12 protein-coding genes are annotated in these 19,404 nt (G+C 44.2%); 4 read left to right on the top strand and 8 right to left on the bottom strand.

The window, feature by feature from the left end; all coding sequences use genetic code 11:
* Positions 1-6 precede the first annotated feature (6 nt).
* The 8 genes from ECHVI_RS13920 to ECHVI_RS13885 form a co-directional block, all read right to left on the bottom strand.
* Positions 7-963 carry a FecR family protein gene (locus ECHVI_RS13920; protein WP_015266644.1) on the bottom strand — a complete coding sequence of 319 codons (957 nt, stop codon included), beginning with the start codon at positions 961-963 and terminating at the stop codon, positions 7-9.
* Between the two features lie 196 nt (positions 964-1,159).
* A complete protein-coding gene (locus ECHVI_RS13915; RefSeq protein ID WP_015266643.1) occupies positions 1,160-1,705 on the bottom strand; it encodes an RNA polymerase sigma factor in 546 nt (181 codons plus the stop codon).
* Positions 1,706-1,993: 288 nt separating this feature from the next.
* Complete coding sequence (locus tag ECHVI_RS13910) at positions 1,994-2,503, bottom strand: helix-turn-helix domain-containing protein (RefSeq protein WP_015266642.1); 510 nt, start codon at positions 2,501-2,503, stop codon at positions 1,994-1,996.
* 499 nt (positions 2,504-3,002) lie between these two features.
* Complete coding sequence (locus tag ECHVI_RS13905) at positions 3,003-4,502, bottom strand: alpha-amylase family glycosyl hydrolase (RefSeq protein WP_245553514.1); 1,500 nt, start codon at positions 4,500-4,502, stop codon at positions 3,003-3,005.
* Between the two features lie 352 nt (positions 4,503-4,854).
* The gene (gene fbaA / locus ECHVI_RS13900) at positions 4,855-5,916 is read right to left on the bottom strand and encodes a class II fructose-bisphosphate aldolase (protein ID WP_015266640.1); all 1,062 of its coding nucleotides are present in this window, start codon (positions 5,914-5,916) and stop codon (positions 4,855-4,857) included.
* Positions 5,917-6,294: 378 nt separating this feature from the next.
* Positions 6,295-7,338, bottom strand: coding sequence for a SusE domain-containing protein (locus ECHVI_RS13895; protein WP_245553324.1), 1,044 nt, complete (start codon positions 7,336-7,338; stop codon positions 6,295-6,297).
* 16 nt (positions 7,339-7,354) lie between these two features.
* A complete protein-coding gene (locus ECHVI_RS13890; RefSeq protein ID WP_015266638.1) occupies positions 7,355-8,944 on the bottom strand; it encodes a RagB/SusD family nutrient uptake outer membrane protein in 1,590 nt (529 codons plus the stop codon).
* 19 nt (positions 8,945-8,963) lie between these two features.
* Positions 8,964-11,930 (bottom strand): SusC/RagA family TonB-linked outer membrane protein, encoded by a 2,967-nt coding sequence (locus ECHVI_RS13885; protein ID WP_015266637.1) that lies wholly within the window; start codon positions 11,928-11,930, stop codon positions 8,964-8,966.
* A gap of 366 nt (positions 11,931-12,296) precedes the next feature.
* On the opposite strand from ECHVI_RS13885, the gene ECHVI_RS13880 reads away from it, so the two are divergent.
* The 4 genes from ECHVI_RS13880 to ECHVI_RS13860 all read left to right on the top strand — a co-directional run bounded on the left by ECHVI_RS13880 (position 12,297) and on the right by ECHVI_RS13860 (position 19,395).
* On the top strand, positions 12,297-13,331 hold the full coding sequence (locus ECHVI_RS13880) for a LacI family DNA-binding transcriptional regulator (protein ID WP_015266636.1): 1,035 nt from the start codon (positions 12,297-12,299) through the stop codon (positions 13,329-13,331).
* Positions 13,332-13,440: 109 nt separating this feature from the next.
* Positions 13,441-14,094 carry an ABC transporter ATP-binding protein gene (locus ECHVI_RS13875; RefSeq protein ID WP_015266635.1) on the top strand — a complete coding sequence of 218 codons (654 nt, stop codon included), beginning with the start codon at positions 13,441-13,443 and terminating at the stop codon, positions 14,092-14,094.
* 1,453 nt (positions 14,095-15,547) lie between these two features.
* A complete protein-coding gene (locus ECHVI_RS13865) occupies positions 15,548-17,974 on the top strand; it encodes a glycoside hydrolase family 31 protein (protein WP_015266633.1) in 2,427 nt (808 codons plus the stop codon).
* Between the two features lie 65 nt (positions 17,975-18,039).
* A complete protein-coding gene (locus tag ECHVI_RS13860) occupies positions 18,040-19,395 on the top strand; it encodes an MFS transporter (RefSeq protein ID WP_015266632.1) in 1,356 nt (451 codons plus the stop codon).
* Positions 19,396-19,404 lie beyond the last annotated feature (9 nt).

Raw genomic sequence — 19,404 nt, 5'->3', positions numbered from 1 at the left:
GTGCACTTATTCTTTGTTGGTTATTCTGATCTCCACATCAAAAAGCTGCTCTAGATTTTTGATGAGGGATGCTGGGTCCCTGGTGAGCGGCAGGGTACCCGATACTTTGTGTTCTCTCCAATTTGAAGTATCCAAGGATATCTTCAAACCATAGGTGCCTTTTATCTTTTCGATAATTTCCGGTAAGGTCGAATAATCCAATATCAATTTACCTTCTTTCCAAGCGTAATGGCTTTCCAGGTTGGCCGGCGTATTGATCTCCACCTCCTTGACTTGGTGATCATATACTGCTAATTCCCCAGGCTTCAAGAAATGGACCTTCCGTTCACCTGCTCCTGCATCCGGCAACATGACCTTCACACTTCCTGATGCGAGGGCTACAGCATTGACTTCCTCTCGAACCCTATAATTAAAGGCGGTACCGAATACTTCGATCCCCAACCCTGTCTTTTCATTTATCGTAAACCGACGATCGTCGATCGTATGCACTACATCAAAAAAAGCCTCTCCCTCCAAATTCACCTTCCTGTCAAACTCCCCAAACCATCCCGTAGTATAGCTCAATTGTGAATTTCCATTTAAGGTAACCTCTGTACTGTCGGGCAATTTGAGGATGAGCACCTCTCCGAGACCCGTTTGGTAGACAACTGGCCTGGCCTGCTGTTTGTAGAAGAAAAACCCTAACCCCACTATCAGCACAAATGAAGCAGCTACCATTAGCAATTTTGACAAACTGCCTTTGGCGTTCTTTTCTATTTCGACCTTATCGCCAAGAGCCTCTTCCCTGATCTTTCCCAGCATCCTACTTTTCAACTCCCACTGCTCTTCATCCCTCATTCCATCGGTAACATCATCCTGCCCGTCAAAGTCCTTGTACCAGTGGTCCAAGACTTTCTGCTCTTCAGGACTGATCTCTCCCGACAAAAACTTATCCAGTAGTAAATTGATCTCCTCTCGGTTCATTTTTAGTGCTTTTCTATAATTAAGTCAACTTCTCCATCTCCAACCTCCATCTAAAAATATAAAAAAGCTAAAAAATATTTGATAATCTTTTAAAACAATCAAAATTCACCATACATATCGATGGTTTTCATAAAGAAACCATCTCTGGAAGCCAAATGATTGTTTTTACTGCACACCCTCGATCATCACACCCCTTCTATACACAATAATTCCTCAGGTTTTGCCGAAGGATCTTGAGTGCCTTTATCATGTGCTTTTCAACGGTACTAACAGAAATTCCCATCTCTTGGGAAATTTCGACATAACTTAACCCCTCTGTATTTTTAAGCTCATACACGCGTTTTGCCTGGGATGGCAAATTGGCGATCTCTTGCTTATAGGCCTCATCCAATTCCTTATAAAAAATCTTCTCCTCCACTTCACTTCCAAAATTAGACTTCCGTGAAGTCACAAAGGCGACGTATTTCTCTTTCACCATCTGGGATTTCATTTGATTGATCACTTTGTACTTTAGAGCCGTGAATAAATAGGCCCCCAAGGAAGTATGAACCATCAATGAAGCCCGCTTCTGCCACATCTCCACAAACACCTCCTGCACTAACCCCTCCACAATTTCCTTCTTCTGGAACCGTTTATATCCACTATTGAACAATTGTTTCCAATACTTATCATAAACCTCCACAAAGGCCATCTCATTCCCTTTTTTAATTTGCTCCAATAATCTTGTTTCAATTTCTCTCATGGTTCGTCGGGGATTAACATGTCACTAATTTCAGTCAAGCTAAACTCGATCAACCAAATAAAATTCAAATAACATTCAGGTTGTTAAATAAACCTTGTTCGATCAACTTTACGTTAAAGTAGAAAAATTAGGTTTAAATTAAAACTGTATTTATCGAATTTTTAAAAAAACATTAAAAAATAGGTTTAAATAACAACCTATAAAATCATTTTATGCAAAAAACATTAGGCAAAACGCATTAGAATAAAAATATTTATTTTTAACCTCAACCAAACATGATTCTATCAGTCATATTGATAGCAGTAACATCCCGTTCATTTCAGTTGGTTCTTCTTCATAAATGGCCACTTTGACTTTTCTATTGATTTTAGCTTCTGCCTTTTCAATCAGAAACTCGAGGTATTCTTTATTAATGGCTTTTCCCACAAGGACTAGCTCAATAACACCGCTATCGATACCTTTAGCATAATCCCCCACCACGATCGCCTTCTCTACATTGCCAAGTTTATTGATCACCACTTCGACCAATCTATCCAACCCCAGGTATTTGGCCACCAAACTTTTCATTTCATGAAAAAGAGGATGCTTTCTGTTGGCTGCATAAGACTTTGTGTTTCCTTCATGTTCTGATACCAATATCCCCGCTTCGGAAAGCCTGTTTAATTCGACCCTTACGGAATTGGTGGACTCGTTAAACTCCTCTGCCAACCCACGCAAATATCCTCTATTGGCTTCATGGGTAAAAAATTTAATCAGTAGCTTTACCCTGGTTTTGGATGTAATCAGTATATCTAGCATGAAAGTTTCTCAAATGGCTCCTAAAAATCATATAATGTGAGTAACAAATTTACTCGTTAAATTTTAAAAAGCAACGAGAGGTAAGCGGTTTAGCAGGTTATAACACATGGAAGGCTGGATTGGTTGGAAAATTCACCGCCCTTTATCCCCACGTAAAAAGGTGCAGTCCCCGACTGCACCTTTTATCATTTCTTTTCTGCTCATGTCCTGAAATCATGTGACACTTCTTTTACGTTATCCTTAGCCTAATCGAATTGCGGTTCTCCGCCGTGGCGGAGAAAAAACCACCGCGCACTCCTCGGTCATTCTCATCTCCAGGTCAGTAGGCTTCCATTTTTCAGAATACCCTGACCGATCCATTTCTAGGGGAATCCACATCCGTGTTGTCACACAACCTCACCAGACATCCGACTTTCCTCCCTGATCATATGGCTAGGTTAACTAAACATAGACACGGATTAACCTGAACAACATTGATTATCTTCATCTCACATCTAACTCATTTCCCCAACACGATACTGCTGAATGCCGGTAATTTAATTTTATCACCGTTGACCTTGGCCCCTTTGAGATGATAAACCTCGCGATCAAAGCCTTGAGGCAACGGGATCTCCACTGACTTCTTCCCCAAATTATGGAATACATATAACTCCTGTTCCCCTGTCTTCCGTTGATAAGCCATTACAGCTTTTGGATACTTTTCCGCGGGAAGCTCCAAACTTCCAATAGCCAAGGCTGGATGCGTGTTCCGCAATTGGATCACTCGTTTATAATGGTTGAAATAACTATCCGCATCTTCCTTCTGGATAGCCAAAGGCGTCACCGTATTATCCGTTGAGAATGCTGGTGTAATCCATTTGGTCCTGCCTTCATCCTGCTCCGCCACATCCCATAGGAACGGTTCCCGGATATTGGGATCCGGTTTTTTGCCCAACATCCCTATTTCCTCTCCATAATAAATATATGGGGCACCTGGCATAGTCATCAGGATAGCGATGGCTTGCTTGAGCTTATCCTTACTTTTCCCCAGCTCATTGAGCAAACGAGGCTGGTCATGGTTGGATGAAATGGTCGCGTCTATAAAATCGTCCGTAATCCCATTATAGAATGCTAAAATATCATGTTGCTTCTTGGCCAAAAGCATCCCATCTTCCTTTTTGTACGCTTCCAGAAGAGTATAATGAAAATCAAAGTTAAATAAGGCCCTTAGTCCTGTTAGGTATGGCGCCACCACCTCTTTCATATCGTACACCTCTCCTACCAAATACACATCGGGTTTTACTTTCTCCATTTCTGCCCTGAACTCTTCCCAAAATTCATGGCTGTCCGCTGCCCGATCATCAGGATAAATGTGCTTGGCCGCATCCAACCGAAAACCATCCACTCCCACTTCTGCTAACCAATAGCGTCCTATCTCATATATCTCTTCCCTCACCTTGGGATTATCAAAATTCAAATCAGGCATGTCACCCGTAAAAAATCCATAATAGTAATCATCCCCTTGGCCTGGATCGTGCCATTGTCGGATATTATCGCTGTCCAAGGTCACCACCTTCTTATCCAAGTAATCTTGGATGGTATCGTACTGGGCCCAGACATAATAATCCCTGTAAGGATTATCCCGGCCCTTCTTCGCCTCCTGAAACCACGGGTGCTCGTCACTGGTGTGGTTAATGATCATATCGATCACGACCTTGATGTCACGCTTATGTGCCTCATCCAGCATCTGCTTAAAATCGTCCATCGTTCCATAGTCTGGATGGATTGCCTTATAATCCGTCACATCATACTTATGATAGGAAGGAGACGGCATCAGGGGCATAAACCAAATGGCATTGGCCCCTAACTCTTGAACATGATCCAGCTTTTTGGTCACACCATTGATATCACCAATCCCATCTCCGTCTGTATCATAGAAGGACTGGATAAATATTTCGTAGGTGATACCTGCCTCCGGCCAATAGTTTTTTACTTCCAATTCCTCGTTCGCATCTTGCATACAACTTGCTGTCAGTAGAACCAATGTACAATAGGTAAATGATCTTAATAGGTTTCTCATGTTATAATTTTGGTTAATGAGTTTATTGATGGTTATACATTAATTACCATGGAGAAGCATTTTGCCATCCATGTCAGGTTCATTTTTATTGTGCATATCCATGCTATTGCTACTTTTGCTTCAGGCAAAAACAACTGGACAAACACGACCCACCCCAGAATTTTGGGCACAAAAAAACCGCCTCAGAAGTCTCTTAACTACTAAGCGTTGGCATTTTAATATAAAACGCCTTGGCTAAATCAAGTTAAAATATACTCCTGAGACGGCTTAAATACCGACTAGTTACCTAACCTTAGTTTCTGTCCACTGCATTGAGCATGTCAAAGGCTACCTCGAGACGTTTCACGAAATTCTCTTCGCCTTTTCTAAGCCATACTCTTGGATCATACTTCTTCTTATTAGGCACATCTGGCCCCTCAGGGTTTCCTAGTTGAGTTTGAAGGTAACCTTCATTCTCTTTATAATATTTCAAAACACCTTCCCAGAATGCCCACTGCATATCGGTATCGATGTTCATTTTAATAGAACCATATCCGGTAGCTTCACGGATCTCTTCCACAGAAGAACCTGATCCACCGTGGAACACAAAGCTCACAGGCTTACCGGAAAGTCCGAATTTCTCACAGATATAGTCCTGGGAATTTTTCAAGATTTTTGGCTGCAAACTTACGTTTCCTGGCTTATACACACCGTGAACATTACCAAAGGCTGCAGCAATGGTAAACAACTCACTTTGCTCTCTTAGCTTCTCATATGCATAGGCCACCTCTTCTGGCTGCGTATACAGCTTGGAGCTATCGATATCGGTATTGTCCACACCGTCTTCTTCTCCTCCGGTCACACCTAGTTCTATTTCAAGGGCCATTTCAAGCTTTTTGAATTCAGCAAGGTATTTCACAGACGTCTCGATGTTCTCCTCGATAGGCTCTTCGGAAAGGTCCAACATGTGTGAGCTGAAAAGCGGCTTCTTGAAAGCTGCATAATACTCTTTTCCAGCCTCTAGCATACCGTCCACCCAAGGAATCAGCTTTTTGGCAGCATGGTCAGTGTGAAGGATTACAGGCACACCGTACGCTTCAGCCATCTTGTGTACATGCATCGCTCCGGACACTGCTCCTGCGATGGAGGCTTGTTGTTTATCATTCGCCAGCCCTTTTCCAGCAAAAAACTGAGCTCCTCCATTGGAAAACTGCACAATCACTGGAGAATTAACTTTCTTGGCCGTCTCCAACACTGCATTGGCAGTACTGGTGTTGATCACGTTGACAGCCGGCAAAGCAAATTCACTTTCCTTGGCATACTCCAACAAGTCTTTCAATTCTTCACCGAACTTTATTCCTGGTTTGAATTTCATAATGGAATGGTTTAATGGTTTGATTACTTTTTGATAAAATGCTTTCGCAGCAACTGATCATTGTCAGTAAGCTCAAAGATATAAAGACCTGCTCTAATATCCTTTAATTGAAAGACGAAATGTTATCATTTTGGCAATTTCTCCTTTCAAACCATATCCATTCAGGAAAAAGTATCGTCATTTCCCTTAGTTCCACATTGGATGTTCGGTAAACCATCCATCATGGCGTCTTATGTACCTGTCCAGTCTGATCGCCAGACGAAATGAAAAATGCACCTCGAAAGGTTTCATCCCTCCTGGCAAAATTCAACGCCATTCTCCCTTTCTCTGGGCTGACAGCACTTCTCTTTAAGCCGCTGGAAATTGAGCCTTTACGGCTCAATTTTTCATCAACGTATAAGAAACCTCTCCCGGCACTTTAAAATCCAACGTGATGGTATAGTTTCCTGCTTCCTCTACAGGAATATCACCTCCACCCGGCTCTAAGATGCCATCCAGATCATCATCTCCGAAATTATTGTCCCAGGCATCGTTGGCACGGAACTTCATCACGCCTACCCCTAAATCCACCGTAATGGTCAGCAAATTTTCAGCCGCATCGAATTCCATTGGCGTAGAGGCATCCCAGCCGCCTGGCGTCGCATCTCCGATAATCCCCCAATACAGGGGATTGCCCAAGGTATAGGTTTTGGCCGCTAGGTCAACCGTCAACTTAAAGGTACCGACACCTTCGGCCTTGATGTTTTCGCCATTCTCCTCCAACGTCCCGTCTGCACCATCATCACCGTAATTAACGTCCCAATTGGGCATTTCATTGATTTTAAATTCACCAGAACCGCCCAATACATGGATAAACCCTTCGTAGACATTGTCAGATTTCACAGAATAAATCACCGTATTTTCGTTCGCAGGATCCCATCCTTGGTAATCTCCGGGCAGGTAAAGCCGTGGATACTCCAAGGCCACCTCATAAGGCGTGACTTGCATTTGGATCACCTCAGAGAACTTGTCCATCACGGACTTGTTTATGGTGGACTTGATCCGGAGCGCAATGGAAGCCTCCTCCCCCGGAAGCAAGCCTTTTGCCAAAAGCTTTTGGTTAAAGGCCTCATAGGTGAGCATCATTTCAGCCGCAGCGGAACTAGCAAGATCCATCGGCTCGGCAAAATCGTTTTCCGGGAAATCAAGCTGCGCCGTGTACGTGGCTGCCGCTGGAAATCCGTAATCGGTTTTTTCATACGCAAACACCAATTCTTCAGCACCTTCCTCTGCGGTCAACACAAGTGAGGTTCCAGAAGCTGGGCTCATCAATACTGGAGGGGTAGGATCACTTTTGATGACAGGATCCAAGTCCTCCGAACATGCTCCCACCAGCAAAATGGAAAGCCCTCCTAAAATATATGTCGCTAATTTTTTCATCATTAAAAGGTATTTTGGATTAATAACCATCATTTTGTGTCAGCTTGGGATTGGCGGTCAGATCAGCCACTGGCAACGGGTAAAGCGTCCGATATGCCTCCACCGAGGTTCCTTCAAAATCACCACCTTTCCATTGCCAAGTATAGCTGTCGCCGGTAAAGCGGTCAAACCGAATAAGGTCGGTCCTGCGATGCGCTTCCCACTTCAGCTCCCTGGCACGCTCATCCAAAATAAAATCCAAAGTCAATTCTCCTGAGGTGATATTACCAGCGGCGTCACCATAGGCCCTTTCCCTCAGCATGTTGATATAGGCCAGTGCTTGGGCTTGGCTACCGCCACTGCCCTCACGAAGTACCGCTTCAGCATACATCAGGTAAACATCCCCAAGACGGAACATGGGGAAATCGGTATCCACGATATCCGTCCCGGGACTTGAACCACGCTGGCCGGTCCTGGTGACATTCTTATATTTTTTTACCGCATAACCATCTTGGAAAATGGCGATTTCCTCAATATCCAAGTTTTGCTCTTCGGTATGAAAAAGCGCCCGCGCATCGGTAGACCCATCGGTAACAGGGTACAGCGCCACTATCTCAGGACGGGTCCTTAGCCCTTGCCAGCCTCCCGGAATGCCAAACTCCGCCCTGTCCATCGTACCGCCTACTGCTGCGTTTACAAGAAAGGTCGTCCCACCATATGTTGTGGTATTCACCCCATCAAAAGCCACCGAAAAGATCAGCTCATCCCGGCACAGGTGATTATCCGCCAAAAACAAGTAATTATAATCCTCCTCTAAAGAATAGCCACTGTTAAGGATCTCGTTAAGGTAAGTAAGCGCATCGGAATAGCGGTCTTCACCAATATACACCTCAGCATTCAGGTACAATTTGGCCAGCAGCATCCAAGCTGCTGCTTTATCAGCTCGTGCATATTCATTTTGTCGTGCATCCACCAAAGTGGGCAAAATTTCCATTAGCTCGCTTTCGATGTATGCAAACAAGTCCGCTCGATTGGTTTGCTCTGGAAAAAAAGCCCCTACCGCATCGGCCTCTGTCACAAATGGGACATTGCCATACATATCCAACGCATGGTAATAGCTCAGGGCACGTAAAAACCTGGCCTCAGCACGGTAAACCCTGCCCACTTCCTGATCAGCTTCGGAAATCCCCCTGGAAGCCATTTTTTCATCGCTGGTCTCTCGGATAAACTCATTGGCCAGTGATATCTGATAGAAAATCCGATAATACATGGCGGCAATAAAGTTGTTTTCAGAAGTCCACTCGCTCGTGTTGAGCTGAGGAAGCCCTTGGTCATTCCAGGCTATGATCGCCTCATCCGTTGGCAGCTCCTGCAATTTCCAATAAGCCCGGATGTAGGTAGAGGCTCCTTCATCGAGGCCACTGATATCCGGCTTACCCGAAGGCCCCTGTTGACCACTCACAGCTAGGCCAGCATACAGCTTTGCCAAAACGGATTTATAATTGCTAAAGTCTTCATACACTTGGATTGAAGTCACCTCATTGTACGGCTCCAAATCCAGGTCTGTACAGGATACCACGCCCAAAAGCCCCAGTATCATGCTTGTTGTATATATCCAGTTAAATTTCATTGCTATTCAGGGTTTAAGGTTAAAATCCGAAGTTTACACCAAAAGAGAAGATACGCGGCAAGGGATAGAAGTTATTGTCAATCCCGCCTCCAGTAGCATCGTCTACACCTGGGGCAATTTCTGGGCTGACCCCACTGTAATCGGTGATCACAAAAACGTTTTGGACGGTCGCACTGGCGCGTAAGTTGACGCTCGAATCAAACAGGTTGCCGAAATTATACCCCAGTGAGATATTCTCCATCCTTACGAAAGAAGCGTCTTGGATGTAGTAATCTGATCGCAACTGATAATTTTGAAAGTTGGTGTTGAGTACGTCTGTTGGCAGGTTGTTAACATAACCAGGGAAGCGTAGCCCTTGGTAAGCTGCATTGGAAGAAGCCACGTTATTGTAAACCTTATTACCGGCATTGCCTCTCAGGACAAAACCAAAATTCCAGCTTTTATAGCGCATGGAACTGTTAAAGCCAAAGTAATGCCGGGCATCAGGGAAGCCGTTTCTTTTCAGGTCTTGCTCATTGATCAAGCCATCTTCATTTTGGTCTACATAGACACCTTCCAAGGGTGTACCATTCTCATCATATACCTGCTCATAGACATAAAAGGAGTTTGGCTGATATCCCACCGTATGTACTTGGATGGTATTGCCTGTTCCGCCATTGATACCGCCTACCAATATCCCCACGGCATCCTCCTCTACATTGCTAAGACTTTTAATGGTGCTTTTACTATGGGTGTAGTTTCCTCCTATGTCCCAATTGAAATCAGTCGTTTTGACCACATTAAAATTCAGGCCAATTTCCAATCCTTGGTTTTCTATACTTCCTACATTGGTAAACAACTGATTTGTCAGGTTGGTACCAGCCGGAACTGGGATGACCGCTAGCAGGTCGTCTGTCCGCTTAAAGTAATAATCTAACGTACCATAAAATTTACCGTCCAAAAACTCATAGTCCAGTCCGACATTATAGGTCGTCGTTTCTTCCCATTTGATATTTTCATCATAGCCCTCTGGTCGCAAGGTGGTGTAATATGTATCTCCGAAACTGTACCGAGTGGCGTCATCACTCTGAATATATCGTGGAAGGTACGGGAAGTATGTGCCGATGTCTTGCTGGCCCGTCACCCCATATCCCAGTCTCAGCTTCAGATCGGTCAAGACCGTGCTGGCTTTAAGAAAATCCTCTTCGCTGATTCGCCAAGCTGCCGCAAGGGAAGGGAATACCCCCCAGCGATTATCCGGACTGAACCGAGAAGAACCATCTGCCCTTACCGTGGCGGTAAAGAGGTATTTATCGTTAATGGTATAATTGGCCCGTGCAAAATAGGAGATCAAGCGGTACTGCGGGCGGCTGACTACTCCTGCAGGAGCCAGGGTATCTCCCTCTGCATTTACCCTGGCAAAGGTTGGGTTTTTGATTAAGAAGTCTTGGGCAGAATATCCTACCAGAAAGTTTAATCGGCTATTGCTAAATTCCTTGATATAGTTCAAGTAAAAATCCGCCAACAAATTGCGTTTGCTTTGCTCATACGGCGCTATACTTCCTCCTTCAAAATACCCTGATGCCGAATTGGCATCGATGATCGCACGTCCTTCACTGGAGCTCACGTCATAGCCCAGGTTCAGATTGGCACTTAAGCCTTCCAGGAAAGGTAATTCATAATCCAGCTGAAGGTTTCCGATACTCCTTTTCACCGTTCCCCTGTCATCCTTCGACATGAGCAAGCCCACAGGGTTTCTTGGGGCGAGGGTTTGAGGCACCCCATCATCGTCCAGCCATTCCCAGTACCCCCCGACGCCATTGGGATCATATACCGGATGGGTAGGATCGTAAGCTGCCGCGGCCCCGATGGCATCCTGATTAGCGAAGCGGCTTTTGGTGATCACGCCCTTCACGTTAAAATTCACATGGAGCTTGTCATCGAAGAAATTGGGATTTAAGCTGATACTGGCAGACGTTCTTTTTAGGTTGTCCGTTTTGAGGATGCCGTCCTGATCCAAATATCCTACCGATACCCGATAAGGTAAGGACTTGTAAGCACCAGAGATGGAAACATTATTATCGAAACTCACCGCATCCTTATAAATCTCCTCTTGCCAATCTGTCGACTCTTCCCCTACCAATGCGGCTTGGGACGCTGAGGCTTCCTCAGTCACCACACTTCTAAACTGGTCTGCATCCAGCATGTCCACGGTATTGGCCACTTGAGAAACAGACACCATAGAGCTTACATTTACCCGCAAAGGCTGGCCTTCTTTTCCTTTTCGAGTGGTAATCAGCACCACCCCATTGGACGCCCTTGAACCGTAAATGGCCGTCGCAGATGCGTCCTTAAGAATATCGAATGTCTCGATATCATTCGGATTGAGAAAGTTAAGTGGATTAGCGGTACCAGAGGTTTTGGAGTTATCCAAAGGTACACCGTCAATCACAATCAATGGATCGTTCGAGGCATTTAGAGAAGCCCCTCCGCGGATCCGAATCCTACCTCCTGATCCGGGAGAGCCTCCATTGGGAGTGATCTGAACACCCGATACCTTTCCGGTAATCAACTGTTCGGGATTGGTTACTTGACCGACGTTAAAGTCATCACGTACCACAGAGCCCACTGATCCCGTCAAATCAGCTTTGCGTTGGGTACCATAACCTACGACCACTACCTCATCCAGCTGCTTGGTATTGCCCTGCAGCTGTACATCAATTGTTGATTGATTACCTACCGATACTTCCTTGGCATCAAAGCCGATAAAAGAAAAGACCAACACATCGGATGGGTCATTAACTGAAATGGAATATTTCCCTTCAATGTCTGTCGTGGTGCCTTTGGTCGTTCCTTTCAACAGCACATTCACAAAGGGCAAAGGCTCACCGGAATCCAGGTCCGTCACCGTTCCGGACACGGTCTGCGCCTGTGCACAAACGATGTGCCCACAAAGTAGTGAAAAGCACATTACCGTGATTTTTAAGACGGTAGAAATCTTTTGCATAATGGTTATGTTTTGGATTTATTATTAATTTTTTAGAAGTAAATTAAATATTATTTAAATACAATTTATCTTCTATACTCAGAAATAAACGCTCCATTCAGGTAATCTGCATTTGGATGTGTTTTTCCCGATTGTTTTGAAATATAAGGGAATACAAGCCGTATAGACAAGTTTACAAACCGAAAAAAACAAAGATTTTTTTATGCAAACGTCGCCGCAAACGTTTTCATAAGGGTCAAAAAATTATCTTACAAAAATTCAATTTCATCCAAAAACGTACAGTGTATGGGATTTGTCGATTTGATACACCGTTTTATTCTAACGGTAAAATAGTATATTAGAATCTTAGAAAAGTCTAAATTAACCATGAAACTAGGACAAGCCACGATAAAGGATATTGCCAAAGCGCTGAACATTTCTTCTTCTACCGTCTCTCGCGCCCTGAAAGATTACCCGGGTATCAGCAAAGAGACCAAAGAAAAGGTAAAGGCGCTTGCCAAAAAACTTAACTATCGGCCCAACGCAGTGGCTTTAAGCCTTAGAAAGAGTAAATCTTCCACCATTGGAGTGATCATTCCTGAGGTGGTCCACTTTTTTTTCAGCACGGTCATCAGCGGCATTGAGGAGGTGGCCTATGCCAATGGCTATAATGTCATCCTGCTCCAGACCAATGAAAACATAGCACGGGAAATCGCAGCAGTGGACACCATCATCAGCAATCAAGTCGATGGGCTCTTGGTGAGTTTTTCGAAGGAAACCGCCAACTTCGACCACTTCAAAAAGTTAATGGATTATCATTATCCCATTGTTTTTTTTGATCGGATTCCCAATCTTAAGGACACGGTAAATGTTAGCGTGGATGACCAAACTGGCGCCTACAGAGCGGTGAAGCACCTCATTGAGCAGGGCTATACGCGAATTGTCCATTTGGCTGGGCCTGAAAACTTAAAAATCAGCATTGACCGTAAGGAGGGCTATATAAAAGCCCTGAAAGAAGCGAACATCCCCATCCGCGAAGAGTGGATCATTCCTTGCCCCAAAGGTACTCCTGACGAAAGTGAAACGATCTGCAAGGCCCTATTGTCGGATCCTTCAAACCGGCCAGATGCCGTTTTTGCATCCAATGACATCGCAGCTGCCGGAGCCATGCAGGCGGCCAAATCCTTGGGGCTAAAACTCCCTGAAGACTTTGGTGCAGTAGGCTTTAGTGATTGGCAGTTTTCGTCCATGATTGCCCCGCCCCTTTCCTCCGTTTCCCAGCCAGGATTTAAAATGGGTGAAAAAGCTGCCCAGCTTCTATTGGAAATGATCGATAGTGAAAGCGAAGAGGCATTTCGAAGTCGCACCGAAATGTTGGAAACAGGCTTGGTCATTCGGGAATCTTCGCTGAGGAAAGGTTAGTAAAGGGAAATTTATAATCATGGTAATAATAACAAATTGCCACCTATGAAAAATATTGTTTTGATTTAGCTATATAGAACTACCTCATTAAAAGCATATACATTAAATCATGCTTCAATTTACCAACTACAAAAAATCGTACCATCAAAACCTCGTACTGACCATTGACCATTTGGAACTGAACACTGCGATATACCATTTAAAAGGTGAAAATGGATCTGGAAAAAGCACGTTATTGGAAACTATTGCAGGTATCATCCCCTTCGAAGGCGACATCAGTGTAAATGGAGACGACAGTATCAAAAGAAATCCCATTGCTTTCAGAAGGATCATTAATTTTGCAGAGGCAGAACCAACTTTTCCGGAATTTTTAAGTGGCCTTGACCTTATTAATTTGTTTGTGAAAGGGAAAAAAGCTCCCACCGGTCAAGCAGAACAACTCATTGAAAAAATCAATATTGGTGATTTTATGGATCACCCAATCGCCAACTATTCCTCAGGAATGATCAAAAAGCTTTCGTTGGTATTGGCGTTTATCGGTAATCCAAAATGGATTTTGCTGGACGAACCACTCAACACACTGGACCGTACCAGTAGGGAATTGCTCTTCAGACTAATAAGGCAATATCATACTCAATTTAATACTGGTTTTTTAATCTCTTCCCACCAAGATTTAGATGAAGCGATGATGACAACCCATCGTACTATTTCCATAGATGATCATCACCTTATTATTCACGCGCATGAGCCTAAAGGTCTTTAAAGTATTTTATAACATATTTACCAAAAGCTTCTACAGACAAAAAGGAGCTCTTTTTTTGGTAGTATTTGGCATTTTGTTTAGCCATATTTTTTGGATGAAACCCCTAGGAGGCCACCTGACCGCAGCCCAAGAAACATATTTTCACCTAATCCTTTTATTATCCTTCGCCAAGGAACCGATCATGGTAATCGTATTTTTCTTTTTAACCTTACTATGGGCACTTGAGAGTTGGAAGCACATCAAGGCCGTATTAAACTTAAGTTCTAACCGATTTATTTTCTATGTCTTTAATTCTTTTGGTTTCAAGACTCAATTTCACACATGGCTTCTAACCTATGGTTTAATATTTCTGCCGTTATTGCTGATTGCACTCTCATCTCTAGCTGTTGGTCTTTCTTATGGCTATTATTTCCTGCCGTTTATCCTTCCGGTCATCACAATTTTGGGAATGTGTTGTTTAAGCTTTATTACGCTTTCACATATCAACAATATCCACTTGCATAAAAGCATACATTATTCACTTCCTTTTAGACGTTGGCTAAATAAATCATTTTCTAATCTATTCCTCTTTCAGCTTACCCACCACTTAAAACTTCCTTTGGTCCTCACTAAACTCCTTTCAGGATTGATATATGCTGCTTTTTTAATCCTCTTCGACGACCTTTGGTCAGGCATGAAGGTCCAAATGCTATTAGCGCTAGTGCTTGCCTGTAACAATAGTTACCTTATTTATGAATACCGAATATTTGAAGAAACGGCACTTAAGATCATGAGGAACATGCCGTTTTCATTGGTGAAATTAATGTTCCAAAAAGCTACTCTAATAATATACCTTCTTTTACCTGAAATGGTCTTAATATGCCTAAACACGTCCTTTCCAAACCAATTTATACTTCTGTTGTTTTGCTTTAGTACTGCCTTTCTCCTGTGCGCTTTACTTTTCCAGAGTATCGCATCTGCCCACTATATCAGAAGACTTTTTTTCCTTTTTTTCACATGCACGCTCCTGATTCTTTTTGGACTTTTTTGGATATTAATCCCCATGGTAACCATTTCTGCTGTAATCCTTTTCAAGAAATTCTATTTCAAATTTGAGTATCTTCCTTAATCCCTCACATGAGAGCAAAAACTATATACTTTATCTGCTAACCATTTTTACAGCCTTTCCTTGCAGTTGGAAAATTTTTTCTTTCTAGTTTAAATTTTTATGCACACGATTGAAAAGTCAAATGAAGATTGTTTTCTTGCCTAAATCCCGCTGTATCAGGCAGCACTCCATGAATATTGAGTTTTTTACTTCCAAAATCCTTTTTAAATTAGCTGCATAGTACCTGTCCAAATGCAAGCTGTTCCGTCACCAGCCATCGACATGAAACAGGAAAAAAACAGCCCCTACCCATCCTACCTCCAAGGGGCTTGACAATTGCATTTCAACACATTTAAAGTAACCCAAATGACTACTGTAGCCACATCAGTTAATCGTGCCCAAAACCAGTCTGCCGGAAAAGTAATGTCCTGGGAACAAACACCCCACGGAATAGCTGGCATAACGGATAAAGCATATTTTAACATCTGTCTATATACGGCCAAGATCGTTCGTGTACAGGTATCCAGGACTGTACCGTTTACTCCCAATCCTTACAGTGTGGTGGCTTCTCCCGAAGAAACTCCTGTAAACCTCCACGAGGAAGCTGACTTCTTGATCTTGGAAACCAAGGATCTTAAAATTGTCTTAAACAAGAACGAGTGGGCACTTACCTATTACGATCAAAACGGCAATCTGCTGAATCAGGACGATCCGGCATTTGGCGTTTCATGGCTCGGTACCGAAGTCACCAATTATAAAAAACTGCAGCCCCATGAAAAATTCATCGGCTTAGGTGAAAAAACAGGAGGTATCGACCGTGCCGGCCAAGCCTTTGTAAACTGGAACACGGACTATTTTGCCTATGGCGTGAACGACGATCCCCTGTACATGTCCATTCCCTTTTACATCGGTATTCATCAGGAATTGGCCTATGGAATTTTCTTTGACAATACGCACAAAACCACCTTTAACTTCGGCGCCTCCAACCGTCGGTTTTCTTATTTCTCTGCCGATGATGGAGACATGGATTACTATTTCTTTCAAGGAGACAGCGTGTCGGAAATTATCGGTGGCTACACTTCCCTAACTGGAAAGTTAGCGTTACCGCCCAAATGGGCATTGGGATTCCAGCAGTGCCGCTACTCTTACTATCCTGAATCGGAAGTATTTACCTTGGCAAAGACCTTTCGTGACAAGGACATGCCGGCAGACGTGATCTACCTTGACATCCATCACATGAAAAAGTACAAGGTATTTACATTTGATGGTGAAAAGTTTCCCAATCCCAAAGCCATGATCAAAGCACTGAATGCTAAAGGGTTTCGTGTAGTGGTCATCATGGATCCGGGCATCAAAGTAGAAAAGGACTACCTGCCCTATGAGGAAGGCATGGACCAAGACCTCTTTCTGAAATACCCTGATGGCGAGACATACGAGGGGCAAGTTTGGCCGGGATGGTGTGCCTTTCCGGATTTTACAGCTGCCAAGACCCGTGAATGGTGGGCGGAGAAAATGGCTTTTTATACCGATGCTGGAGTGGACGGTTTTTGGACGGACATGAATGAACCGGCTTCCTGGGGCCAACATACCCCCAATCTAATCAATTTTGACTACGAAGGCGAACAAGTCAGTCACCGCAAAGCCAGGAATATCTACGGCATGCAAATGGCTCGGGCAGCTCAAAATGGTGCTTCTACAAACGGGCAGGAGCGGCCATTTATCCTGACCAGGGCAGGTTTTTCGGGCATTCAGCGTTTTGCCGCTGCATGGACAGGTGATAACGTGGCCAGTGAAGAGCATATGCTTGCCGGAATTCGACTGGTCAACAGCCTTGGCATTAGCGGTGTGAGCTTTGCTGGATATGATGTCGGAGGATTTTGTGGAGAAGCCAGTAAATCGCTCTTCGCCAGATGGATGAGCATAGCGGCCTTTGCTCCACTGTATCGTGCCCACTCGATGATCAACAGCAATGATGCAGAACCTTGGGCTTTTGGAGAGGAGGTAGAAGAAATATCCAAAAATTACCTCAAGCTCCGGTATAAAATGCTTCCGCTGTGGTACTCCGCTTTTTACAAAAGCACCCAAGACGGCCTTCCCGTAGCCAAAAGTCTTGCCATTGATTATTGCTTTGACGACCACGTTTATGACGCTCGCTTCCAAAACCAATATATTTGCTGTGATGCCTTGTTGGTAGTTCCTGTGGAAAGTCACAAGGAAATCACCAAAGCCTACCTACCGGAAGGCCAATGGTACTACTTATACAATGACGACTCTTACAAGGGAGCACAAGAGATTTACGTGGACACTCCTATCAATTACCTGCCTGTATTCGTAAAGGGAGGAAGTATTCTGCCACTACAGTCCCCCGTATCCCATACTGCCGAACAGCATGATGGAATCTTACGCCTTCACGTGTACAAAGGAGAAGGGACTTCCAGCTATATCCACTATGAGGATGACGGTGTTACGTTAGACTACCAAAAGGGAAAGCATCATAAGAGAACCATTACTTTGGACAGCGACCAGCAAGAACTGGTTCTTTCAACAGTAGAAGGTGATTTTACCAGTAGCTTTACAGCCTTACAAGTATATTTCCATGGCTTTTCGGTGGGAACGGCAACGATAAATGGTAATCAAGCCAGCGTACATCGGGAACAACTTGCCTTTTTACAACCGATCACGGACTTTGATCCACTTCCGGACAATCGCCTCCCCTATTATGAAATAGAGGAAATCCCCGTTGTTACGGTGCCATATGACCGTGATAAAATAACCGTTATTTTTGATCAATAGGTTCATTTAGGAAAATTCACTTTCTAACTTTCCCCATCAATCCTTAACCCCAACATAACCGATCAATGCAAGCTCAAATTGAGAAGAAAAAATTAAGCTTTTGGCAAATCTGGAACATGAGTTTTGGCTTTCTAGGTATCCAAATGGGATTTGCCCTACAAAACGCCAATGCCAGCCGGATCCTGCAGACCTTTGGAGCAGATGTGGAACATTTGTCACTTTTTTGGCTGGTGGCACCTATTACCGGAATGATCATTCAGCCCATCATTGGCCATTACAGTGACCGCACGTGGACCAAACTGGGAAGGCGAAGACCCTACTTTTTGGCAGGAGCTGTGCTGGCCGCCATTGGCTTGGTACTAATGCCCAATGCTTCCCTTTTCGTGGCGTATCTTCCTGCACTGTGGGTGGGAGCAGGATTTCTCATGATCATGGACGCTTCATTTAATGTCGCCATGGAGCCCTTCAGGGCCTTGGTTGCGGACAAGCTTCCAACGGATCAGCGAACGCTGGGGTTTGCCGTCCAAACCCTCCTTATTGGTCTTGGCGCGGTCATCGGATCATGGTTGCCGTATGTCCTTACCGAGTGGTTTAGTATCCCCACCACGGCCAATGAGGGCATCGTCCCTCAGAATGTCCTTTGGGCGTTTATTATTGGCGCCACGATTTTGGTGGCTTCTATCCTTTGGACGGTCTTGCGCACCTCGGAGTATCCACCAGACGAGCTGGAAAAGTCAGCACATAAAATTGACAAAAACGCCCAAAGGGGGCTATCCAGTATTTTTACCGACTTTATCAAAATGCCCAAAACCATGAAACAACTGGGCCTCGTACAATTCTTTTCGTGGTTTGCGCTATTTTCCATGTGGGTATTCAGTACGCCAGCCCTTGCTCAGCATGTGTGGGGACTGCCCAGCTCAGATCGTTCGTCACTGGAATTTAATGAAGCGGGAAATTATGTAGGCGTCATATTTGGTGTCTATAACCTAGTATCTGCACTTTTTGCCATGACCTTACCGGTAATTGCCGCCAAAATAGGACGAAAAATGACTCACGCCATTTGCCTGCTGATAGGAGGAACGGGGCTTATCTCCATTTTATGGGTCACGGATCCGGAAATGAAATGGGTATTGAATTTATCCATGATCGGTGTGGGAATCGCTTGGGCCAGTATCCTTGCCATGCCCTACGCGATCCTAGCCGGATCGATTCCAGCAAAAAAAATGGGCGTGTACATGGGAATATTCAATTTCTTTATCACCGCTCCTCAAATCCTGAACGGCTTTATCGGCGGGTGGATCGTAAGGTATATATATGGCGGACAGGCGATATACGCTCTTTTCTCCGCAGGATTGTTCTTGATCCTGGCAGCCATGCTGACCTATTTTGTGGAAGACAAAGATGATGGCGCCATAGCGTAGCCCCCTAGC

This window comes from Echinicola vietnamensis DSM 17526 (genome assembly GCF_000325705.1).
GTDB lineage: Bacteria > Bacteroidota > Bacteroidia > Cytophagales > Cyclobacteriaceae > Echinicola > Echinicola vietnamensis.
Note: the sequence above shows the minus strand (reverse complement) of the source record. Positions and strands in the feature narration are given on the sequence as shown.

Bases quoted from the DNA above. Each gene is read 5' to 3' on its own strand.
- ECHVI_RS13905 (WP_245553514.1), bottom strand. From the start codon at position 4,502: ATGCAAGATGCGAACGAGGAATTGGAAGTAAAAAACTATTGGCCGGAG.
- ECHVI_RS13880 (WP_015266636.1), top strand. From the start codon at position 12,297: ATGAAACTAGGACAAGCCACGATAAAGGATATTGCCAAAGCGCTGAAC.
- ECHVI_RS13885 (WP_015266637.1), bottom strand. From the start codon at position 11,930: ATGCAAAAGATTTCTACCGTCTTAAAAATCACGGTAATGTGCTTTTCA.
- fbaA (WP_015266640.1), bottom strand. From the start codon at position 5,916: ATGAAATTCAAACCAGGAATAAAGTTCGGTGAAGAATTGAAAGACTTG.
- ECHVI_RS13915 (WP_015266643.1), bottom strand. From the start codon at position 1,705: ATGAGAGAAATTGAAACAAGATTATTGGAGCAAATTAAAAAAGGGAAT.
- ECHVI_RS13890 (WP_015266638.1), bottom strand. From the start codon at position 8,944: ATGAAATTTAACTGGATATATACAACAAGCATGATACTGGGGCTTTTG.
- ECHVI_RS13865 (WP_015266633.1), top strand. From the start codon at position 15,548: ATGACTACTGTAGCCACATCAGTTAATCGTGCCCAAAACCAGTCTGCC.
- ECHVI_RS13920 (WP_015266644.1), bottom strand. From the start codon at position 963: ATGAACCGAGAGGAGATCAATTTACTACTGGATAAGTTTTTGTCGGGA.
- ECHVI_RS13875 (WP_015266635.1), top strand. From the start codon at position 13,441: ATGCTTCAATTTACCAACTACAAAAAATCGTACCATCAAAACCTCGTA.
- ECHVI_RS13895 (WP_245553324.1), bottom strand. From the start codon at position 7,338: ATGATGAAAAAATTAGCGACATATATTTTAGGAGGGCTTTCCATTTTG.
- ECHVI_RS13910 (WP_015266642.1), bottom strand. From the start codon at position 2,503: ATGCTAGATATACTGATTACATCCAAAACCAGGGTAAAGCTACTGATT.
- ECHVI_RS13860 (WP_015266632.1), top strand. From the start codon at position 18,040: ATGCAAGCTCAAATTGAGAAGAAAAAATTAAGCTTTTGGCAAATCTGG.